Source organism: Rahnella ecdela, assembly GCF_019049625.1.
Lineage (GTDB): Bacteria > Pseudomonadota > Gammaproteobacteria > Enterobacterales > Enterobacteriaceae > Rahnella > Rahnella ecdela.
Window position 1 is genome coordinate 1 of the sequence record NZ_JAFMOY010000128.1, and the last position, 19,252, is coordinate 19,252.

19 protein-coding genes are annotated in these 19,252 nt (G+C 48.9%); 9 read left to right on the forward strand and 10 right to left on the reverse strand.

Annotation, left to right across the window (positions count from 1 at the left end; all coding sequences use genetic code 11):
• Positions 1-98 precede the first annotated feature (98 nt).
• Positions 99-965: a TolC family protein gene (locus tag J1784_RS14780; RefSeq protein ID WP_217149865.1), complete on the reverse strand. Its 867-nt coding sequence runs from the start codon at positions 963-965 to the stop codon at positions 99-101.
• 1,192 nt (positions 966-2,157) lie between these two features.
• On the opposite strand from J1784_RS14780, the gene J1784_RS14785 reads away from it, so the two are divergent.
• Positions 2,158-2,742 carry a hypothetical protein gene (locus J1784_RS14785; RefSeq protein WP_217149866.1) on the forward strand — a complete coding sequence of 195 codons (585 nt, stop codon included), beginning with the start codon at positions 2,158-2,160 and terminating at the stop codon, positions 2,740-2,742.
• Positions 2,743-2,856: 114 nt separating this feature from the next.
• Here J1784_RS14785 and J1784_RS14790 read toward each other — a convergent pair whose 3' ends face one another.
• On the reverse strand, positions 2,857-3,471 hold the full coding sequence (locus J1784_RS14790) for a helix-turn-helix transcriptional regulator (RefSeq protein WP_217149867.1): 615 nt from the start codon (positions 3,469-3,471) through the stop codon (positions 2,857-2,859).
• Positions 3,472-4,073: 602 nt separating this feature from the next.
• Positions 4,074-5,270, reverse strand: coding sequence for a BaiN/RdsA family NAD(P)/FAD-dependent oxidoreductase (locus J1784_RS14795; RefSeq protein ID WP_217149868.1), 1,197 nt, complete (start codon positions 5,268-5,270; stop codon positions 4,074-4,076).
• Between the two features lie 320 nt (positions 5,271-5,590).
• Between J1784_RS14795 and pitA the strand changes: the two genes are divergently transcribed.
• Positions 5,591-7,096 (forward strand): inorganic phosphate transporter PitA, encoded by a 1,506-nt coding sequence (gene pitA, locus J1784_RS14800; RefSeq protein WP_217149869.1) that lies wholly within the window; start codon positions 5,591-5,593, stop codon positions 7,094-7,096.
• Positions 7,097-7,192: 96 nt separating this feature from the next.
• Here pitA and uspB read toward each other — a convergent pair whose 3' ends face one another.
• Positions 7,193-7,528 (reverse strand): universal stress protein UspB, encoded by a 336-nt coding sequence (uspB, locus tag J1784_RS14805; protein WP_013573525.1) that lies wholly within the window; start codon positions 7,526-7,528, stop codon positions 7,193-7,195.
• A 339-nt stretch (positions 7,529-7,867) separates the two neighbouring features.
• Between uspB and uspA the strand changes: the two genes are divergently transcribed.
• The gene (uspA, locus tag J1784_RS14810; RefSeq protein ID WP_014333460.1) at positions 7,868-8,308 is read left to right on the forward strand and encodes a universal stress protein UspA; all 441 of its coding nucleotides are present in this window, start codon (positions 7,868-7,870) and stop codon (positions 8,306-8,308) included.
• A 99-nt stretch (positions 8,309-8,407) separates the two neighbouring features.
• Here the strand turns inward: uspA and rsmJ are convergent, their stop codons facing one another.
• Together rsmJ and prlC are read right to left on the reverse strand one after the other, a co-directional pair.
• Positions 8,408-9,154, reverse strand: a complete 747-nt coding sequence (gene rsmJ, locus J1784_RS14815; RefSeq protein ID WP_217149870.1) for a 16S rRNA (guanine(1516)-N(2))-methyltransferase RsmJ — start codon at positions 9,152-9,154, stop codon at positions 8,408-8,410.
• A 9-nt stretch (positions 9,155-9,163) separates the two neighbouring features.
• Entirely contained in the window at positions 9,164-11,224 is a 2,061-nt protein-coding gene (gene prlC / locus J1784_RS14820) for an oligopeptidase A (protein ID WP_217149871.1), read from the reverse strand.
• A 181-nt stretch (positions 11,225-11,405) separates the two neighbouring features.
• Between prlC and J1784_RS14825 the strand changes: the two genes are divergently transcribed.
• The 4 genes from J1784_RS14825 (at position 11,406) to J1784_RS26640 (ending at position 14,487) form a co-directional block, all read left to right on the forward strand.
• Entirely contained in the window at positions 11,406-12,248 is an 843-nt protein-coding gene (locus J1784_RS14825) for a 23S rRNA (adenine(2030)-N(6))-methyltransferase RlmJ (RefSeq protein WP_217150037.1), read from the forward strand.
• 176 nt (positions 12,249-12,424) lie between these two features.
• The gene (gene gorA / locus J1784_RS14830; RefSeq protein WP_217149872.1) at positions 12,425-13,777 is read left to right on the forward strand and encodes a glutathione-disulfide reductase; all 1,353 of its coding nucleotides are present in this window, start codon (positions 12,425-12,427) and stop codon (positions 13,775-13,777) included.
• 270 nt (positions 13,778-14,047) lie between these two features.
• Positions 14,048-14,293, forward strand: coding sequence for a hypothetical protein (locus J1784_RS14835; protein ID WP_217149873.1), 246 nt, complete (start codon positions 14,048-14,050; stop codon positions 14,291-14,293).
• A 59-nt stretch (positions 14,294-14,352) separates the two neighbouring features.
• Entirely contained in the window at positions 14,353-14,487 is a 135-nt protein-coding gene (locus tag J1784_RS26640; protein ID WP_274387329.1) for a hypothetical protein, read from the forward strand.
• A 57-nt stretch (positions 14,488-14,544) separates the two neighbouring features.
• Here J1784_RS26640 and cho read toward each other — a convergent pair whose 3' ends face one another.
• Both cho and J1784_RS14845 read right to left on the reverse strand, forming a co-directional pair.
• Complete coding sequence (gene cho, locus J1784_RS14840) at positions 14,545-15,396, reverse strand: excinuclease Cho (protein WP_217149874.1); 852 nt, start codon at positions 15,394-15,396, stop codon at positions 14,545-14,547.
• Between the two features lie 134 nt (positions 15,397-15,530).
• The gene (locus tag J1784_RS14845; RefSeq protein ID WP_217149875.1) at positions 15,531-15,839 is read right to left on the reverse strand and encodes a putative antibiotic biosynthesis monooxygenase; all 309 of its coding nucleotides are present in this window, start codon (positions 15,837-15,839) and stop codon (positions 15,531-15,533) included.
• Between the two features lie 139 nt (positions 15,840-15,978).
• Here J1784_RS14845 and J1784_RS14850 point away from each other — a divergent pair, with 139 nt between their 5' ends.
• A complete protein-coding gene (locus J1784_RS14850) occupies positions 15,979-16,887 on the forward strand; it encodes a LysR family transcriptional regulator (RefSeq protein ID WP_217149876.1) in 909 nt (302 codons plus the stop codon).
• Positions 16,888-16,957: 70 nt separating this feature from the next.
• Here the strand turns inward: J1784_RS14850 and J1784_RS14855 are convergent, their stop codons facing one another.
• Positions 16,958-17,377, reverse strand: coding sequence for a DoxX family protein (locus tag J1784_RS14855; RefSeq protein WP_217149877.1), 420 nt, complete (start codon positions 17,375-17,377; stop codon positions 16,958-16,960).
• Positions 17,378-17,443: 66 nt separating this feature from the next.
• Positions 17,444-18,085, reverse strand: coding sequence for a hydrolase (locus tag J1784_RS14860; RefSeq protein WP_120507765.1), 642 nt, complete (start codon positions 18,083-18,085; stop codon positions 17,444-17,446).
• Between the two features lie 327 nt (positions 18,086-18,412).
• Here J1784_RS14860 and J1784_RS14865 point away from each other — a divergent pair, with 327 nt between their 5' ends.
• Complete coding sequence (locus tag J1784_RS14865; protein WP_217149878.1) at positions 18,413-19,243, forward strand: alpha/beta fold hydrolase; 831 nt, start codon at positions 18,413-18,415, stop codon at positions 19,241-19,243.
• Positions 19,244-19,252 lie beyond the last annotated feature (9 nt).

Below are 19,252 nucleotides of genomic sequence, written 5' to 3' on the forward strand. Positions count from 1 at the left end.
CTTTTTATTCCGCCCTGGCCGGAGAGGTAATACTTCACGACAGCAATACGGAATTCCAGTGTGTAATTGGGCTTGCCCATAAATTGCACCTTACTCAGTTAGTGTCCAACTTTTGGGGTGCAGTTCAGATAGAGCGGCGCGTCCACTTGTAACTGGATTTGATTATTCCAGTAAGGATTATTATTCGTTTCGTAGCGCGTCCGGCTGGCCTGCAAACTCAACGTAGGTAAATAATTCGATTTAGCCTTACTGACTTCATAGGAGGCGGATTCCTGTTGTGTCTGAGCAAATAAAACCGTTGGGATTTTCGAATAATCGATATTTTCCGGCACTACCGGATTATCAAAATCACTCGCGTTAAATGGCTGATAATATTTCGCCTTCACACCGGTCAGCGATTCTAATTGTGCTTTCGCCGCCGATAAACTCGCCTGATATTGTTTAAGTGTTGAACGCATCCCTGAAATACGTGATTGAGCCTGCAATACATCGGAGCGGGTACTTAATCCCGCGTCCGCACGCAAGGACGACATTCTTCTGACATCTTCCAGCGCAAGGATATTGTCCTCAACCGTGCGAGTCAGATCCTGATATTTCAGGACGTCCAGATATGCGGTCGCGGTCTGTTCAGCAACGTCAGACAAGGTAGCCAGTAATTTATAGTGGTAGCTTTCCTGCGTTGATTTCTGCTGGCTGACATTAGCGTTCGTTTTGCCAAAATCATAAACCAGCTGAGAAAGCGTCAAACCATAAGCGGCCGCATTATTCAGGCTGTTAGAGAAATCCTGCTGGGTTGAGTTACCGGTATTCGCTGTCAGACCGACCTGCGGATACCACGCGCTTTGCGCTTCGCGGATCTGCGCCTGGCCGATCCCGAGCTGATATGCTTGCTGTGTCACGGAAGGACTGCGTGAAAATGCCTGCAAAATGGTTGATTTCAGATCAACCGAATCGAGCTCTCTCATTGCCGGCGCATTAGCCCATGCATTGACACTTTTTGTAACACTGGCAGGAACCGACACAGGCAATGTCAGAAATACAATCAAAACGCTTAACTGTATGGCAAAAATCCTAACCATCTTTTTCATCTGACACTCCTGTCATTTTCCTTGGGAGAACGTCCTCGCGCCGTCTTTGCGCAGTCCTCCAAACCCCTGCTCCATGTGACTTCTGAGACCATTATTACAATGTTTGCGCAGCAGAAAAAGTGGTCAAAAAATACGTAAACAGGTTGAAATACCATCCATATAAAGAATATTCCTATTAATCGCATTCATGAGATGAATGTGATTAATGTTATAAATCAGTATGTTGTTTTTAGAAAAAAATGGAAAAATCTGATCGTCTTAGAAGAGGATTTACAGGGGAAATTAGCTTCTTACCGGAGAAAGGTTTTACAAAAGTCAGTCATATCTTAGAAGAATTTGCAAAATCCTTACAAATAAACGCCTCTTATTTCCCGTTTAACAGTCATTCGTGGCCGTGATTTGATGAGAAAAGGAAGAATAAAATAAATCTTAACCTGAAGGTTAAAAAGAAACATTTTCTTAACAACGATTTAAATACAACGTAAAAATAACCGATAATAACGCGCCGAAATGATTAAAAAACGGCTAACAATCACCCCTAAGTATTATCAACACCCTTGATGACCAGAGAGATATAAAAACGTAACCGGTGAAGTATGGTGAGACGATATACTTTCGAAATTTACTGAATTCGAAAGCTCAGAAGAATTCATAAAAGGTTTGTGACTGACGGGATAACCTTCAGACAACAAATTTCAGTTCTGTTAATAGTTTTATTTTGAGAAGTTAGAGAGAACGGCGGATTTCTTTTCTGGTGTCTAAAAGTGTCAATTTTTGTACATTAACTTAAGAATGTTTAAGTATTAAACGACGAAATTAAAAATAATCCTAAATGTGTAATTTATTATGTTATCTAAACTAAAAATAACATCTATTATCAGCAGGTTGCGCAACTGGTTTAAAAATGTTTATTTACATGATAATGAGATGATAATTTTTGGTTACGTTGACGACTGCATTCTTACCCGATAGTATACCGGAAAGCTTATTTGGTAATAATAACGGAGATGTATTATCAGGTATACGCAATGATCTCTACGGAAGCCGCTGCATTTAAAGGAATGGATTAATGATGCGCATTGCACTTATTGACTCATGCACATTGACATATGTAGGATTAAAAAACCTATTTTCTTTAATCCACACAACTGCAGGCATAACGTTCAATCATATCAGTGCGGAAGCAGCGCTGGATAAAAACGCAGAAACATTCGACATTTATATCATAGAACCCGGAGAAATTGGCTTCGAGTTTAATATTGATAAATATATCTATAATTTAAAATCAATTACCAAGCAGGAAAGCAAATTCATCATCTTTAGCAACAACATCATTGTTAACAGCAAGTTAGCTGACTTTTGTTTATGCAAAGAAAACTCATTCTCAAAAGTTTACTTCTTCTTTGACAGCTTACTGCAAGGGAAATACGACGCGATCAGGCCTTTCGTCGAGGACTATTTACTGAGTAAAAACGAGGTCATTTTGCTGCGCTGTCTGTCTAAAAATCAACGCATGAAAAGCATTGAGAAGATCACCGCAATCCCAATATCGAACCTTTATTACTATAAATACAGTGCGATGAGAAAACTCAGTCTTAAAAGCACCAAAGAGTTGTTTCATTATCTTAACCGGGTACTCAATCACTCAGTCTGACACCAGGATTTTAGTATTTTGACCAACAAAAAAGCTATCGTGTAACGATAGCTTTTTTTATGTCTTATAACAGCGAAGTTTTAGATTACCCTGGTAAGCAGATCTGCGTGCTGGTTACTGCATCAGATACTTGTACAAATCAATCGAATTTTTAAGCCCTAATTTTTTCATCGCATTCCGTTTATGGGTACTGATCGTCTTATTGCTCTTCCCCATCTTTTCCGCCACACCGGAATTCGTCTTCATGCTTTTAATTTCACACAATACTTCACGTTCCATTGACGTCAGACACATTCTGGCTGGAACAAAGGCTTCATTTTTCTTTCTGTTTAAATAGGGACTGATAGTCATCTGATAATTAAGGTCAACGACGCCGGTAATGAGCATCTTTCTGAGCACCGTCAGTTCTTCCTGTTCAGAAATGAGCATATCAATATTCTCTTCAACAAGCCGTGTCAGTCTGTCGTATTGTTCAATCTTAGTGATCACAATAACGCGCGGTGGCTTATATAGAAAATCCATTCTCCGGAGGAACTTAATCACAGAGTTAAAGTTATCAACGTTATTATTTATCTCAATAATAATACAATCTACATTCATACCAATTCCCGACTCGTAGAAGTCATTCAATGACGAAAACAAATGCACTTTAGAATTGACGTGATGAAGAATCGAAGAGAGCGTCAGCATCTCATAATAACCAGAGTGGATAACAACCGTTTGCTTCATTTTTCATTCCGTTGGTAGTACTTTCCGTTGTAAATCCTTTCTGAGGAAAAATCCTAATCCTCCTGAATACGAAGCAATCTTAGTGGGGCCGTTTTGACATGTCGATAGCGGGGAAGCCGGGTGGGAAAACTTAGGAATTTTCTAAATTTATTATATAACTCTGTGAATCTCGAAGTTATTAAAAATTAAAAACCACTCCTTAACATTTTTATAGCACAAAACACCATGATATAATAATAACCAGTCACTTTGTCTATTTAAATTCACCGCGGATTATTTTGACTGTCTGATTGACAAGATTTTCAGGATCATTATGTTGAGCAGATAAATGGCAGATATTCAGTAAAACTCAATCCACATTAAACAAATCACAATATTTATTCACTTCGGTTAGGAATTTTATAGTTTTTTAAATGAAAAAAATCAGAAAAGAAGTTTGTTTAATTTTTAGCACAAAATAACAAGTCTTCTACGTAACAAAAGGGGGTATCCATCGCGAAATCACAGGGGGGCATTTATGATTATGAGGGAGATTGACCCGTTCAGCGCAAACGGCTGAACGGGGGATTACTGGCGTAAGCAATATCTTTTTGCTGGCAAGCTTAACGGAAAGCCACCAGATCCTGCGCACATGCCCAGGCAGAACTCCAGGCCCACTGGAAATTGTATCCGCCGAGCCAGCCGGTCACATCCACCACTTCGCCGATGAAATACAAACCGGGGACTTTCGCCGCCGCCATCGTTTTAGATGACAACTCTTTGGTATCGACCCCGCCGAGCGTGACTTCCGCCGTGCGATAACCTTCGGTACCATTTGGCTGCACCTGCCAGTTTTGCAGCTGCTCCACCAGTTCAGCTTGTTGCGGAACGTTCAGCTGTTTAAGCGTGACATCCGGCAGTTGCCCCAGAGTTTGTAAACATTCGACCAGACGCTTCGGCAGTTGCATCGCCAGCGTATTTTTCAGGCTCTGGTTCGGGTGATCCTGCCGCTGCGTATTCAGAAACGCCGCCAGATCTACATCAGGCAGTAAGTTAACGCTCACAAACTCGCCAGGCTGCCAGTAGCTCGAAAGCTGTAAAACGGCCGGTCCTGACATGCCGCGATGAGTAAACAGAATGCTTTCCCGGAAAACGGTACCGTCTTCGGCGGTCATCACCGCAGGCACAGAGACGCCGGAAAGCGTCTGTAAATGCTCGAGCAGCGGTTTATGCAGGGTAAAAGGCACCAGACCGGCGCGGGTCGGCAACACTTTCAGGCCAAACTGCTCCGCCAGCCGGTAACCAAATGGCGAAGCACCGAGCCCCGGCATGGAAAGTCCGCCGCTGGCCACAACAAGTGAGTGAGTACTCACAGTTGAGCCGTTCACTTTGATAATAAAGCCTTCTTCCGTTTTCTGAACGTCAGTGATTTCACTTCTCAGACGTACATCGACATTTCCCAGTTCGCACTCTTTATCCAGCATCGCCACAATCTGCTGCGCGGACTCATCACAAAATAGCTGACCGAGGGTTTTCTCGTGCCAGGCAATGTCGTAACGGTTGACCATATCAATGAAATCCCATTGGGTATAACGCGCCAGTGCGGATTTACAGAAATGTGGGTTTTCAGAAAGGTAAGCAGCGGGCTCGGCATAAAGGTTAGTGAAGTTACAGCGTCCGCCGCCTGACATTATAATTTTACGTCCGGTTTTTTTGCCATTATCCAGCAGCAGAACCCGGCAGCCACCCTGTCCGGCCTGTGCCGCACAGAACATTCCTGCCGCACCTGCACCAATGACGACCACATCAACCTGTTCCACTTTTGGCCTCTCTTTATGAATATTCGACTACGTTTTAGATAGGGTTTCCCCTTTCTGAAAGGGCGTTCTGCCCCTGAGTGGCGCGAATTGTAAGGGACAGACGCATCTTAAACCAGCCAGACAGCTTGCTTTCTGAACGTCGTAAGTAAATGTTTCAGCCAGCAAAGGAGGAATAACTTTTTGATAATTAAAAATTTAATTGAAACACGTCCGATTATTGGACTGTTTTTAGTCAAAAAAATGTCATATTTTCCTTTTCCCCTTACCCTGTTCTCGCAGATAATGCGCGGCGTTCATGACCACTAACTGGCGTAACAATTATGCTGCATCTATTTGCCGGGTTGGATATTCATACCGGTTCGTTATTGATTCTCGCGTTACTGTTTGTTCTGTTCTACGAAGCCATTAACGGCTTCCATGATACGGCCAACGCAGTAGCAACCGTCATCTATACCCGGGCAATGCGTTCGCAATTAGCGGTCGTGATGGCAGGGGTATTTAACTTCTTTGGCGTCCTGCTCGGTGGTTTGAGCGTGGCTTATGCCATCGTCCATTTACTCCCAACCGATTTGCTGCTCAATGTAGGTTCCGCACATGGCCTTGCCATGGTGTTCTCTATGTTACTCGCGGCGATCATCTGGAACCTCGGCACATGGTATTTTGGTTTGCCGGCGTCCAGTTCCCATACCCTTATCGGCGCCATAATTGGCGTAGGGCTGACAAATGCATTAATGACTCATACGTCTGTGGTCGATGCATTAAACATCCCTAAAATGATGGGTATTTTTGCTTCGCTGATTATCTCTCCGCTGGTCGGGATGATTATCGCCGGTACCATGATTTTCCTGCTGCGCCGTTACTGGAGTGGCAACAAGAAACATGCCCGTATCCATCTGACACCGGCGGAACGTGAGAAGAAAGACGGCAAGAAAAAGCCGCCATTCTGGACGCGTACCGGTCTGATTTTATCGGCTATCGGCGTGAGTTTCTCTCACGGCGCTAACGATGGTCAGAAGGGTATTGGCCTGATCATGCTGGTTCTGATTGGGGTAGCACCCGCCGGTTTTGTGGTGAATATGAGCGCGACTGGCTACGACATTACCCGTACCCGCGACGCCGTAACCCATCTCGGCCAGTATTATCAGCAACATGTTGATGCCGTGCCGCACGTGATTGCACAGACGCCGATGGTGCCTGCACCTGACGTGAATATCGCACCGACCAACGAGCCTAAAGTGTTCCACTGCGACAGCAGCCACGCACTTGACGCTATTGGCCGCGCGCAAACACTGCTGACCAATCTTCAGTCTTACAGCGACCTGTCACCGGAAGAACGCAGCCATATGCGTCGCCTGTTGATGTGTGTTTCTGATACTGCGGATAAAGTGGCCAAGCTGCCGGAAACCTCCGCAGCGGACAAACGCTTCCTCGGCGAGCTGAAAACAGACATTCTGCAAACTGTTGAATACGCGCCAATCTGGATAATCATTGCTGTCGCTCTGGCGCTGGCACTGGGAACCATGATTGGCTGGAAACGCGTGGCAACTACCATCGGTGAGAAGATTGGTAAGAAAGGCATGACTTACGCACAAGGCTTGTCTGCACAGGTGACAGCAGCTGTTTCCATCGGCGTTGCCAGCTATACAGGTATGCCGGTTTCCACCACACACGTGCTGTCATCTGCGGTTGCAGGGACCATGATTGTGGATGGCGGCGGTGTGCAGTCGAAGACGGTGAAGAACATCGCAATGGCATGGATCTTAACCCTGCCAGTGTCGATTGTGCTTTCCGGCGTGCTGTACTGGCTTGCGCTGAAGCTTATCTGATAGCTTTCTGAACGGCATTAAAAAGGCGACCATGCTCAGCAGGTCGCCTTTTTTGTTTCCTTTTCCACACATCCTCCCTCACGTTTGTTTCAGTTTCTAATACCAGATAAGCATTGCTAACATGCTGATTAATATTAATCCAACCAGTGCAGTTGTCAGGATAAACTGACCGCGGACCCGTTCACAACGGCGGATAAACTCAGGATCGTGATGTTCAACATAGCGCTGAGCATAAATATAACGCACCAGTCTTATCTGCTTGCTGGGCTGACCGTGCGATGTGAAAAACCCTCCGCCATCGACGTACTGATACAGCAGCGGATCGCACCCCCGCAGAACCACCAGCAATGCGCGCAAGGAAGAGTAATAGCGCAGCATATTCACGACACACACAAAACATAAAGCCCAAAACAGCGCAACGGGACTGATCATGATTCCCCCTCAAGGCGAACTGACACCGCGCAATGCACCGCCAAAATAGCTGCGCATACCCGACGTTTCGCCCTGCCTTTCCGCAATTTCACACCCCCGGGCAAACTGCGCCCGCCCTCTTTTCGTACCACAGAAGATTGCCAAAGCAGCAGAAGCCTGCATTATTGAGTGTAGGAAACGAATCCCGAACTGTTCATATTATTTGCATCTATAGATGCCCGGATTTGGAAATGGGATCTGTATGCTTGATTTCTCTCACCATTTTGGCGCTATACTGAAGTCATGACATTCGCATGATGCTGATATTGCTATTAACCGACTTATGGAAGGAGTTTTCTTATGGCTTACAAACACATATTGATTGCTGTTGACCTCTCACCTGAGAGCAAAGTTTTAGTCGAGAAAGCGGTTTCCATGGCGCGTCCGTACAACGCCAAGGTGTCCCTGATCCACGTCGATGTGAACTATTCTGACCTGTATACCGGTCTAATCGACGTCAATCTGGGTGACATGCAGAAACGCATTTCCGAAGAGACTCACCACGCGCTGAATGAACTGTCGCAAAACGCCGGTTACCCGATTTCAGAAACCCTGAGCGGCAGCGGCGATTTAGCGCAGGTGCTGGTGGATGCCATCAACAAATACGGCGTGGATTTAGTGCTGTGCGGCCATCACCAGGATTTCTGGAGCAAACTGATGTCGTCTGCGCGCCAGCTGATCAACACTGTTCATATCGACATGCTGATCGTGCCTTTGCGCGATGAGGAAGAAGAAGCGTAAGACGTATTATTGCCTTAACGCTGACATAAAAATGCCCGCAGGTGAAAACCGGCGGGCATTTTTTATGACGATAATGGAACTGGCTAAAGCGGCAGCGCGTTACAGCGGCGTATAAATATCAAATCTGTGACTCTTGGTCACAACAGCGGCCTGTGCGGCGATATCGGCCATTGGAGGGGCGTAGTCCGGGCGTTTCACCACAATGCGTTTGGTCGCTAAGCGGCGTGCTGGTTCCAGCAGACCGTCGGCATCTTCATCCGGGCCCACTAATCCCTGAAACACCCGCATCTCTTTCTTCACCAGCGCACTTTTTTGTTTGTGCGGATACATCGGGTCGAGATACACCACTTCCGGCTTTGGCGACAGTTCAGAAAGCGCGGTCAGGCTGGAGGCATGCAGCAGTGTCATGCGTTCACGCAGCCACGGGCCAATCTCCGCATCGCGATAGCCACGCGCCAGCCCGTCATCGAGCAATGCCGCGACGACCGGATTACGCTCCAGCATCCGCACTTTGCAGCCCAGAGACGCCAGTACAAACGCATCGCGGCCCAGTCCTGCTGTCGCATCCACAACATCCGGCAGGTAGCTGCCTTTGATACCGACGGCTTTAGCTACCGCTTCACCGCGTCCGCCGCCGAATTTGCGACGATGCGCCATCGTGCCACCGACGAAATCGACAAAAATCGCGCCGAGTTTTGGTTCGTCGCGTTTGCGTAATTCCAGACGTTCAGGCGTCAGCACCAGCGCCATAATGGCATCCGGATCGGACGTCAGATTCCAGCGCTGCGCCAGAACAGATAAGGCGCCTTCATCGGCGCCTTCTTCACACAGTAAACACACACTCACAGGCAGAGATTATCCTTTGATTCCGTAGTGGCGCAGCATAGCATCCAGCTGCGGCTCACGCCCGCGGAAGCGTTTGAACAACTCCATCGGCTCTTCAGAACCCCCACGCGACAGGATGTTATCCAGGAACGACTGACCGGTTTCGCGGTTGAAAATTCCTTCTTCTTCGAAGCGGGAATAGGCGTCCGCAGACAACACTTCCGCCCACAGATAGCTGTAGTAACCGGCCGCATAACCGCCGGCAAAAATGTGGCTGAAGGCATGCGGGAAACGCCCCCATGACGGTGACGGCACCACGGCAACCTGTTTCTTGATTTCTGCCAGCGTTTGCAGGATTTGCGCGCCTTTGGTCGGGTCATATTCCGCATGCATACGGAAATCGAACAGACCGAACTCCAGCTGACGCAGAATAAACAGTGCTGCCTGATAATTTTTCGCCGCCAGCATTTTATCCAGCATCTCTTTCGGCAGCGGTTCGCCGGTTTCGAAATGACCGGAGATAAACGCCAGTGCGTCCGGCTCCCAGCACCAGTTTTCCATAAACTGACTTGGCAGTTCGACGGCATCCCACGGCACACCGGAAATACCGGCTACGCCCGGGGTGTCGATGCGGGTCAGCATATGATGCAGACCGTGACCGAATTCATGGAACAGCGTGGTGACTTCGTTGTGCGTGAACAGCGCCGGTTTGTTGCCGACCGGGCCGTTAAAGTTACAGGTCAGATACGCGACCGGTTTTTGCAGTTCGCCGTCCGCTTTGCGCATGCTGCCAACGCAGTCATTCATCCAGGCGCCACCGCGTTTATGCTCGCGGGCATACAGGTCGAGATAGAAGCTACCGCGCAGGTCGCCGGTTTCGTCGAACAGGTCGAAGAAACGCACGTCTTTATGCCAGGTTTCGACGTCTTTACGCTCTTTGGCGGTGATGCCGTAAATACGTTTCACCACTTCAAACAGCCCTTCCAGCGCACGCTGTTCGGGGAAGTAAGGGCGAAGTTGCTCGTCGTTGATGGAGAACAGATGCTGTTTCTGTTTTTCACCATAGAACGGCAAATCCCACGCTTCCATTTCATCCACGCCGAAATGTTTTTTAGCGAAAGCGCGCAGCTGCGCCAGCTCCTGCTCGCCCTGCGGACGCGCACGTGTTGCCAGACCACTCAGGAAGTCGATCACCTGTTTCGGGCTTTCGGCCATTTTAGTGGCGAGCGACATATCCGCGAACGAATCAAAACCTAACAACTGAGCCAGTTCGTGGCGCAGCGCCAGTTCTTCAGCCATCACTTCGCTGTTATCCCACTTACCGGCATTCGGGCCCTGATCTGACGCACGGGTCGCGAACGCACGGTACATTTCTTCGCGCAGCTCACGGTTTTCGCCGTAAGTGATCACTGGCAGATAGCTCGGGATATCCAGCGTTAACAGCCAGCCTTCCTGCTCTTTCGATTCCGCCAGCGCTTTCGCCGCGGCCAGAGCGCTTTCCGGCAAGCCTTTCAGGTCATTCTCATCCGTGATGAGTTTGCTCCATCCCATCGTGGCATCGAGCACGTTGTTGCTGTAGGTCGAACCCAGTTCAGACAAACGCGCGGAAATCTCGCCATATCGTTTTTGTTTGTCCATCGGCAAACCAATGCCGGAAAGCTCAAAATCACGCAGGGCGTTATCAATGGCTTTTTTCTGTGCCACGGAGAGCGTGGTGAAATGTTCGCTGTCTTTTAAATCACGGTACGCCTGATACAAACCGGCGTGCTGACCGGTCCAGGTGCTGAACTCAGACAGAATTGGCAGGCATTGCTCGTAAGCCTCGCGCAGTTCCGGGCTGTTTTTCACTGCATTGAGATGACCGACCGGCGACCAGATACGGCCCAGAAGATCGTCACTTTCGGCCAGTGGCTGACACAAATTTTCCCACGTATAAGGCGCGCCCTGCGCAACGACGCGTTCAATCGTCTGACGACTTTCTTCGATCGCAGATTTCATCGCAGGGACAATATGTTCAGGCTTGATCGCAGAGAAAGGTGGCAGGGAGAACGGTTTTAAGAGCGGATTCGACGCGTTTTGCTGTTCAGTCATAAGGCCAGTCCTTCGTAATAGCGTTTGGGGCTGATGCGCCTGTGGCGCACCACGCCGTGAATTCGGGTCGTCTTAAAGATGACGTAACTTCTAACATGCGGTCAAGTTATCGGGAAATCAATGGGTGGCGGCGGGATAGTCTTTAATGGATAATGCCGCGAAGCCGCAGGAGAAGCCGCACATGTTGAGTTACCGCCACAGTTTTCACGCAGGCAACCATGCCGACGTATTGAAACACACCGTTCAGAGCCTGATCATTGAATCTCTGAAGGAAAAAGATAAACCCTTCCTTTATCTCGACACCCACGCGGGTGCCGGGCGCTACCAGCTGAGCGGCGAACACGCCGAACGCACTGGCGAATATCTGGAAGGCATCGCGCGCATCTGGCAGCGGGACGATATTCCTGAAGAACTGTCGGCATATATGTCGGTCGTCAATCACTTCAACCGCAATGAGAACCTGCGTTATTACCCGGGTTCGCCGCTGATTGCCCGTCAGCTGCTGCGCGAAGACGACAAACTGCATCTGACCGAACTGCACCCGAGCGATTTCCCGCTGCTGCGCAGTGAATTCCAGAAAGATGACCGTGCCCGCGTTTCGCGTGCCGACGGTTATCAGCAGCTGAAAGCCCAGCTGCCGCCGCTTTCACGTCGTGGTCTGATCCTGATGGACCCGCCGTACGAAATGAAAACCGATTATCAGGACGTTGTAAAAGGCATTCAGGAAGGCTACAAACGTTTTGCCACCGGTACTTATGCGCTGTGGTATCCGGTCGTTATGCGCCAGCAAATCAAAAAAATGCTGCGTGATCTCGAAGCGACCGGCATCCGCCGTATTCTGCAAATCGAACTGGGCGTGCGTCCGGACAGCGATCAGCGCGGCATGACCGCTTCCGGCATGATTGTGATTAATCCGCCGTGGAAACTCGAGCAGCAGATGAACAACGTGCTGCCGTGGCTGCTGAAAGTGCTGGTACCTTCCGGCACCGGTCACACCACGGTTAACTGGGTAGTGCCTGAGTAAGTAAAGCTTTTCCCCTCGCTGAGGCCTTTTTCTAAGGTCTCAGCTATCAAACCTATTGCAGCCATCGATCCAAACTTTGCGACAAAACGCATTCACGCGCTAAACTCACAGACAATTTTTAAGATTAGCGACGCTGGTATGGCGTTCTTCATTTTTGACAACTCATGGAAAATCCGATGACCAAACATTATGACTATCTGGCAATTGGCGGCGGCAGCGGCGGTATCGCATCAATCAACCGTGCAGCCATGTATGGGAAAAAATGTGCGCTGATCGAAGCTAAAGAGCTGGGCGGCACGTGCGTCAACGTGGGTTGTGTCCCGAAAAAAGTCATGTGGCACGCCGCGCAAATCGCTGAAGCGATCCGCAATTACGGCCCGGATTACGGCTTTGATACCACCGTTAACAGCTTTAACTGGAAAACGCTGGTCGCCAACCGTACCGCCTACATCGACCGCATTCACACCTCGTACGACAACGTACTGGGCAAAAATAAAGTGGACGTGATCAAAGGTTTTGCGCGTTTCGTTGATGATCATACCGTTGAAGTAAACGGTGAGAAGATCACTGCGGATCACATCCTGATCGCCACCGGTGGCCGTCCGAGTCACCCGGATATTCCGGGTGCAGAATACGGTATCGATTCAGACGGTTTCTTCGATCTGACCGAAATGCCTAAACGCGTTGCGGTTGTCGGCGCAGGTTACATCGCAGTAGAAATCGCCGGTGTGATGAACGCGCTGGGTGCCGAAACGCACTTGTTCGTGCGTAAACACGCCCCGCTGCGTACTTTCGATCCGCTGATCGTGGAGACCCTGGTTGAAGTGATGGAAACCGAAGGTCCGGCGCTGCATAAAGAATCCATTCCGAAAGAAGTGGTGAAAAATGCCGACGGCAGCCTGACGCTGAAACTGGAAAACGGCAAAGAGTTTGAAGTCGACAGCCTTGTCTGGGCGATTGGCCGCGAGCCGGAAACTGACAACTTCAACCTGAAAGCGACTGGCGTGAAAACCAACGACAAAGGTTATATCGTCGTCGATAAGTTCCAGAACAGCAGTGTAAAAGGTATTTATGCAGTGGGCGATAACACCGGTGCGGTTGAACTCACCCCTGTTGCCGTTGCCGCAGGCCGTCGTTTGTCTGAGCGTCTGTTTAACAACAAACCTGACGAGCATCTCGATTACAGCAACATCGCCACCGTCGTGTTCAGCCACCCGCCAATCGGCACGATCGGTCTGACCGAACCACAGGCGAAAGAGCAGTTCGGCGAAGACAACGTGAAAGTGTACAAATCTGCTTTCACCGCGATGTACACCGCTGTGACACAGCACCGCCAGCCGTGCCGCATGAAACTGGTGTGCGTCGGTGCTGAGGAGAAAATCGTCGGCATCCACGGCATTGGTTACGGCATGGATGAAATGTTGCAGGGCTTCGCGGTCGCACTGAAAATGGGCGCAACCAAGAAAGACTTCGACAACACCGTCGCTATCCACCCGACCGGCGCGGAAGAATTTGTGACCATGCGTTAATTCGCATTACGCAGTAAAAAATAAAGGCCTGAGATTTTTGATCTCAGGCCTTTTTGCTTTCCGTCATTGAGTTCAAGGATTTTCAATATGAATTTTTAATAAAAGTAAAAAAACTTAAAATTTAAAACCTTTTGAATTCATGTTGATATATAGAAAACCTTAAAAAACCCAACTGAACTAGTTGCTTAGCTAATTAAAGCAGCGCTTCAAAACCTTATATTAAAAAAAGACAGCACAATTCCCGTGCTGACATTAGAAGGAATTAATGACATGCCTAATTCAGATTGGAAATTAGTGAACACCGGTTCCAATGAGTCGTATGAATTAAAGCACTGGCTCGATAAAAATGAATATTCAACGTGTAAGGATAATTTCGATACGTTGAGTAAGGTCATTGGCGAAAAAATAAAAAAAGGCCATTCAGATAAAATTATTAAGTGGTCTGAACTTAATTCTGCACTAAAGACCCAGCCACATTGGTTCAGCGATTTGGCTCCCATGGTACACCAAAAGTAATAACACACTCTCTTAGCAGTCATTCCCTTGCTAACTTAAAATATACTTAGGAGATTGAGATGAGTATTAAAACCGGGCCAAAACCAATTGCTGAATCAACAGGAAAAGAAGACAAAAGACAAAGAGTCACACCAGAAAACAAACCTAAACATCCGGACTTGAAAGAACATCATCACAAGAAAGATGAATCATAGACAATTCGTATTTTCCTGTTACGAGTGGGCGAATTGCTCACTCGTTTTTTATTCCCCTCAATCCAATAAAATAATCTTCGGGCTGTCTGCCGCGAACATCGGCTTGCAGAGAATTTTATAACTGTCGCGGTCAAAATGCGGCACGGCGATGTCAAACTCTTTTGCGGCTTCCAGCGTTTTTACCGTCCCCAGATAGAACCAGTGATTAATGACGTGATAATCCGTCTGGCCTCTGGCTTCTTCAACAATCGCGATTCGCCCCGGATATGGCCAGCTGCGAATTTTCAGCGCGCTGAGCGCTTCCCGCAGACGCGCCTGATGAGCCTCCGGCGATTCTTTACCGCAACACACACCGGCGCATTTCCCCAGCGAGAAGCGGAAACACGCCCGGTTTTTGGCCAGTTTTTCCAGCCCCAGCGCGCCGTAACACAGCTTTTCCTGATCGGCGATATCACGAATTTTTTCAATTGCCGACATCTTCGTTTTAAACAGACCAAACAAGTCTTCGCTATGGGAGAAATCCACGTCGTCACTAAAGACAATTTGCGCGCTTAATTCCTGAAGCCTGATTGAACAAAGCTTGCGGGCGTTACGCAGACGCTTATTAAACAGCGGACGACGGGTTTTAATCAGGTCCGATTCCAGCAGCAATGCGCCGACTTCACCGATCGTTTCGATGTGTTCGATATCGCGGGTCATGTGCAGAAGTTTAGCTTCGGCGGGATTGCGAAAATGCGACATTACGCGGCTGCGGATATTCACGCTTTTGCCGATATACAGCGGAAAAGCGTTATCGTCGCCGTAAAAAATATAGACGCCGCTGCCATTGGGTAAGTTTTCTAAGGTATGACGAAGATGTTCAGGGTACTGATAGAGCTCGGTAAAAAGCTCTTTTTCGGGATTCCACAAAATAGCTGACCTGTTTTCTCTGCTCACTTCTTCAATAAAAATTCCGTATGAAAAACAGGCGAATCATACTGTCGATTTATACAGCCTTCAACCTTTACAGGACAAACTTTGTGTAAATTTAGGGCGATGGGAAATTATGCCTGCGTGCGCATCTCAATATATTCCTGCCCGCTCAGTAAGTTGGCTAAGGTCGCCTCACGGATTTCACGCTGATCAGATTGTATCCACTGATACAAATTATCAATGTTATCGAAGCGCACCAGCAGCGTGTAAATGGTTTCGCCATGAACTGGCCGCAGCATTTTAACACTCTGATAACCGGTAAACCTTGCGGCATCGACCATCAGGTTTTCCAGCCATAAATCGTATTCCGCCAGCTTATCCCGCTGTACGCCGTGGGTCATCACCAGGGTAATGTGGTCAGGTTGATGAGGATAAGTCACAGGATGTTCCTTCTGATTAACCGGTGTTCTGGTTAACTGAATGTTGCGTTATATTCATAAACGATACGAAATCGGCACGGCTATTGATAACGGAAATATTTTGGGTAGTTGTTAAACAATTTTTGGGGTGGGGAAAATAATGCGATTAAGCCTTGAAGCGCTGCTGATCCTGGATGCGCTGGACAGACACGGCACCTTTGCCGCAGCGGCCGCCAGACTGTTTAAAACCGCTTCAGCACTGAGTTATACCGTGCAGAAAATGGAAAGTGACCTGAACATCAAACTCCTGGACCGCTCCGGTCATCGCGCCACATTCACCCCTACCGGTCGACTGATGCTGGATAAAGGCCGCGTACTGCTACGCGCCGTCAGCGAGCTGGAGCAACAGGCGCAGTACGTCGAAAGCGGCTGGGAAAGCAAACTGACCATCAGCGTTGATGCTTCCGTGCCGTTCGCGCTGCTTGCGCCGCTGATCGACCGCTTTTACGCAGAGCATCAGCATACCCAGTTATTATTCCGTCACGACGTGCTCGCCGGTTGCTGGGAAGCGCTGAGTTATGGCGAAGCTGACATTGTATTTGGCGCCGTGCAGGAACCGCTCACGCGCAGCGGCATTGAATACCGCCCCATCGGCTGGCTGGAATATGTGTTTGCCGTTGCACCGCATCACCCTCTCGCCTCGATGCCGGAACCGCTGGTGCGCGAGCAAATCCGTCAGTATCGTGCGGTGGTGGTTCACGACACGTCCCGTCACAGTACAGGCGCTGATTTACGGGTACTCGATGAGCAGAAAATGCTCAGCGTTCATGACTTTAATGCCAAAGTTCATGCGCAAATTGCCGGGCTGGGTTGCGGCTATCTGCCGCGTTATCTGGCTGCGCCGCACCTTGAAAGCGGTGCGCTGGTGGAACGCCGTCTCGATACCGAAACCCGCCGTGATCAGGCGTTTATGGCCTGGAACGAAAATGCCACCGGCAACGCTGCCATGTGGTGGCGCGAGAATTTGCAGAATTTTGAAGGTATTGCCGCGGTGTACAGCCAGAAATGAAAAACAAAAAGCCGCTAAATGCGGCTTTTAACTGCGACTGCCGTACTGAAAACAGTGATACATCTGACCTTTATTTTCTCCCCTTCAGGTCATCCCACGCGACATAAATAAAGGCGCCAGCCAGGCCGATGTGCTCGAAGAAACCGTTCATCATCATGGCGCGTTCGTGGCCGGAAACCTGCCAGTAAGCATTCGCCATAAAATTAGCGCTGAAAGTAAACAGCGCCAGAGCCAGCGCACCTGCCCAGCGCAAACGACCGGAAAGGATCAGCGCGGAAGCGCCCAGTTCCAGCACAATGACCGCAGCAGCCATGGGTGCGGCGGGGGATAAACCGAAATGCTGCATCTCGGCAATCGCACCGGGAAAATCGAAAAGTTTGACGAAACCACCCTGCAAATAGGCAGCACATAAGGCCAGTAAAGCCACCCAGCGGATAGCCGCGAAAGGAATAACAGGTGCCGACAGGCTGGAAACAGGGGCATGACGCATGATGTCTCTCCTGCCGGAACCTGCCTGGGCACGGTTCCGGCTTATCGATTATTAATACCAGAGGTATTACGCTTTACGCTGCGGGGCTTTATGCACCATGGTGTAGGCATAATCGACGCCCATACCGTACGCACCGCTGTGTTCACGCACCAGATTCATCACATCGTCGTACGTCTCTTTGCGTGACCAGTCGCGCTGGTATTCCAGCAGAACTTGCTGCCAGGTTACCGGCACCGCACCGGCCTGCACCATACGGTCGATGGAACGTTCGTGGGCATCCACACTGGTGCCACCGGATGTGTCGGTCACCACATACACTTCATAGCCTTCTTTCATCGCCATCAGGGCCGGGAAAGTCAGACACACTTCGGTCCACAGTGCGGAGATAATCAGTTTTTTACGCCCGGTCGCTTCCACCGCTTTTACGAATGCGGCGTCTTCCCAGGAGTTCATGGAGGTACGTTCAATCGGCTTCACATCCGGATGCACCGCCAGTAATTCCGGCCAGATATAGCCGCTGAAGCTTTCCGTTTCGACCGAGGTGTAAATCACCGGCACGTTAAAAACTTTGCCTGCTTTAGCGAGGGCGACAGTATTATTTTTAAGCTGCTGGCGATCGATATTCGCAACGCCGAATGACATCTGTGGCTGGTGGTCGATGAAAATCAGGGTGGAGTTCTGTGGGTCAAGCAGATCGAATTTAGACATTTTCATTTCCTCTCAGAGTGCATTGTTGGGTTGTGTGTTTTATTTAACGTTGTGTTGTTGTGCTGCTGGAATTAACAATAGGTTAGGACTTCAAAAGCGGATAGCGGAAAGAATTTGGCAACTTGTTCAGATTTTTTTGACAGACATCCTTCTCTATAAACTGTCGTAAAACCTCATTACTTTCATACCGATAGAAACACCAAAAAATTTTAACGACTTGTCAAAAATAACCCATTATCAATATTTACCTGCCACGCCTAATGTTGTTTGCAACACAACGCACAACCCGTTTAAAACCTGCAAATTAACCGCTGAGGAAATATAAAAATGAGCACATTCAATACACAAGACGGCACTCAAATTTATTTTAAAGACTGGGGCAAAGGTAAACCGGTGTTATTCAGTCACGGCTGGCCGCTGGATGCCGACATGTGGGACAGCCAGATGAATTTCCTCGCCGAACGCGGTTACCGTGCTATCGCCTTCGACCGCCGGGGTTTTGGGCGCTCAGAACAGCCGTGGGAAGGGTATAACTACGATACGTTCGCTTCTGATATCAACGATCTGCTTGAACATCTTGACCTGCACGACGTCACGCTGGTCGGCTTTTCAATGGGCGGCGGCGATGTCACCCGCTACATCAGCCGTTACGGCACAGAACGCGTCACCAGCCTGGTATTGCTCGGCGCGGTCACACCGCTGTTTATCAAAACTGACGATCATCCGCAGGGCGTGGATAAAGCCGCCTTTGACAGCATTAAAGCCGGTTTGCTGAAAGACCGCGCACAGTTCATCAGTGATTTCGCTACCCCGTTCTATGGCACCAATCAGGGTATGACCGTTTCTGACGGCGTGATGACGCAGACACTGAACATCGCGCTGATGGCGTCGCTGAAAGGCACGGTCGATTGTGTTACCGCCTTCTCTGAAACGGATTTCCGCCCGGATATGGCGAAAATCACCGTGCCGACGCTGGTAATTCACGGCAGTGCGGATCAGATTGTACCGTTTGAAGCCACCGGCAAACTGGCGGCTGAGATGATCAAAGGCGCAGAGCTGAAAGTGTACGAAGGCGCCCCGCACGGTTTTGCCGTCACGCATCAGGATCAGCTGAACGACGATTTGCTGGCATTCCTGACTAAAATTACTCACCAGTAAGTCATGCCA

What these genes read in the sequence shown, in the direction of transcription:
- J1784_RS14780 (WP_217149865.1), bottom strand. Translation starts at nt 965, where the DNA reads ATGAGAGAGCTCGATTCGGTTGATCTGAAATCAACCATTTTGCAGGCA.
- J1784_RS14785 (WP_217149866.1), top strand. Translation starts at nt 2,158, where the DNA reads ATGATGCGCATTGCACTTATTGACTCATGCACATTGACATATGTAGGA.
- J1784_RS14790 (WP_217149867.1), bottom strand. Translation starts at nt 3,471, where the DNA reads ATGAAGCAAACGGTTGTTATCCACTCTGGTTATTATGAGATGCTGACG.
- pitA (WP_217149869.1), top strand. Translation starts at nt 5,591, where the DNA reads ATGCTGCATCTATTTGCCGGGTTGGATATTCATACCGGTTCGTTATTG.
- uspB (WP_013573525.1), bottom strand. Translation starts at nt 7,528, where the DNA reads ATGATCAGTCCCGTTGCGCTGTTTTGGGCTTTATGTTTTGTGTGTGTC.
- uspA (WP_014333460.1), top strand. Translation starts at nt 7,868, where the DNA reads ATGGCTTACAAACACATATTGATTGCTGTTGACCTCTCACCTGAGAGC.
- prlC (WP_217149871.1), bottom strand. Translation starts at nt 11,224, where the DNA reads ATGACTGAACAGCAAAACGCGTCGAATCCGCTCTTAAAACCGTTCTCC.
- J1784_RS14825 (WP_217150037.1), top strand. Translation starts at nt 11,406, where the DNA reads ATGTTGAGTTACCGCCACAGTTTTCACGCAGGCAACCATGCCGACGTA.
- gorA (WP_217149872.1), top strand. Translation starts at nt 12,425, where the DNA reads ATGACCAAACATTATGACTATCTGGCAATTGGCGGCGGCAGCGGCGGT.
- J1784_RS14835 (WP_217149873.1), top strand. Translation starts at nt 14,048, where the DNA reads ATGCCTAATTCAGATTGGAAATTAGTGAACACCGGTTCCAATGAGTCG.
- J1784_RS26640 (WP_274387329.1), top strand. Translation starts at nt 14,353, where the DNA reads ATGAGTATTAAAACCGGGCCAAAACCAATTGCTGAATCAACAGGAAAA.
- J1784_RS14850 (WP_217149876.1), top strand. Translation starts at nt 15,979, where the DNA reads ATGCGATTAAGCCTTGAAGCGCTGCTGATCCTGGATGCGCTGGACAGA.
- J1784_RS14855 (WP_217149877.1), bottom strand. Translation starts at nt 17,377, where the DNA reads ATGCGTCATGCCCCTGTTTCCAGCCTGTCGGCACCTGTTATTCCTTTC.
- J1784_RS14860 (WP_120507765.1), bottom strand. Translation starts at nt 18,085, where the DNA reads ATGTCTAAATTCGATCTGCTTGACCCACAGAACTCCACCCTGATTTTC.
- J1784_RS14865 (WP_217149878.1), top strand. Translation starts at nt 18,413, where the DNA reads ATGAGCACATTCAATACACAAGACGGCACTCAAATTTATTTTAAAGAC.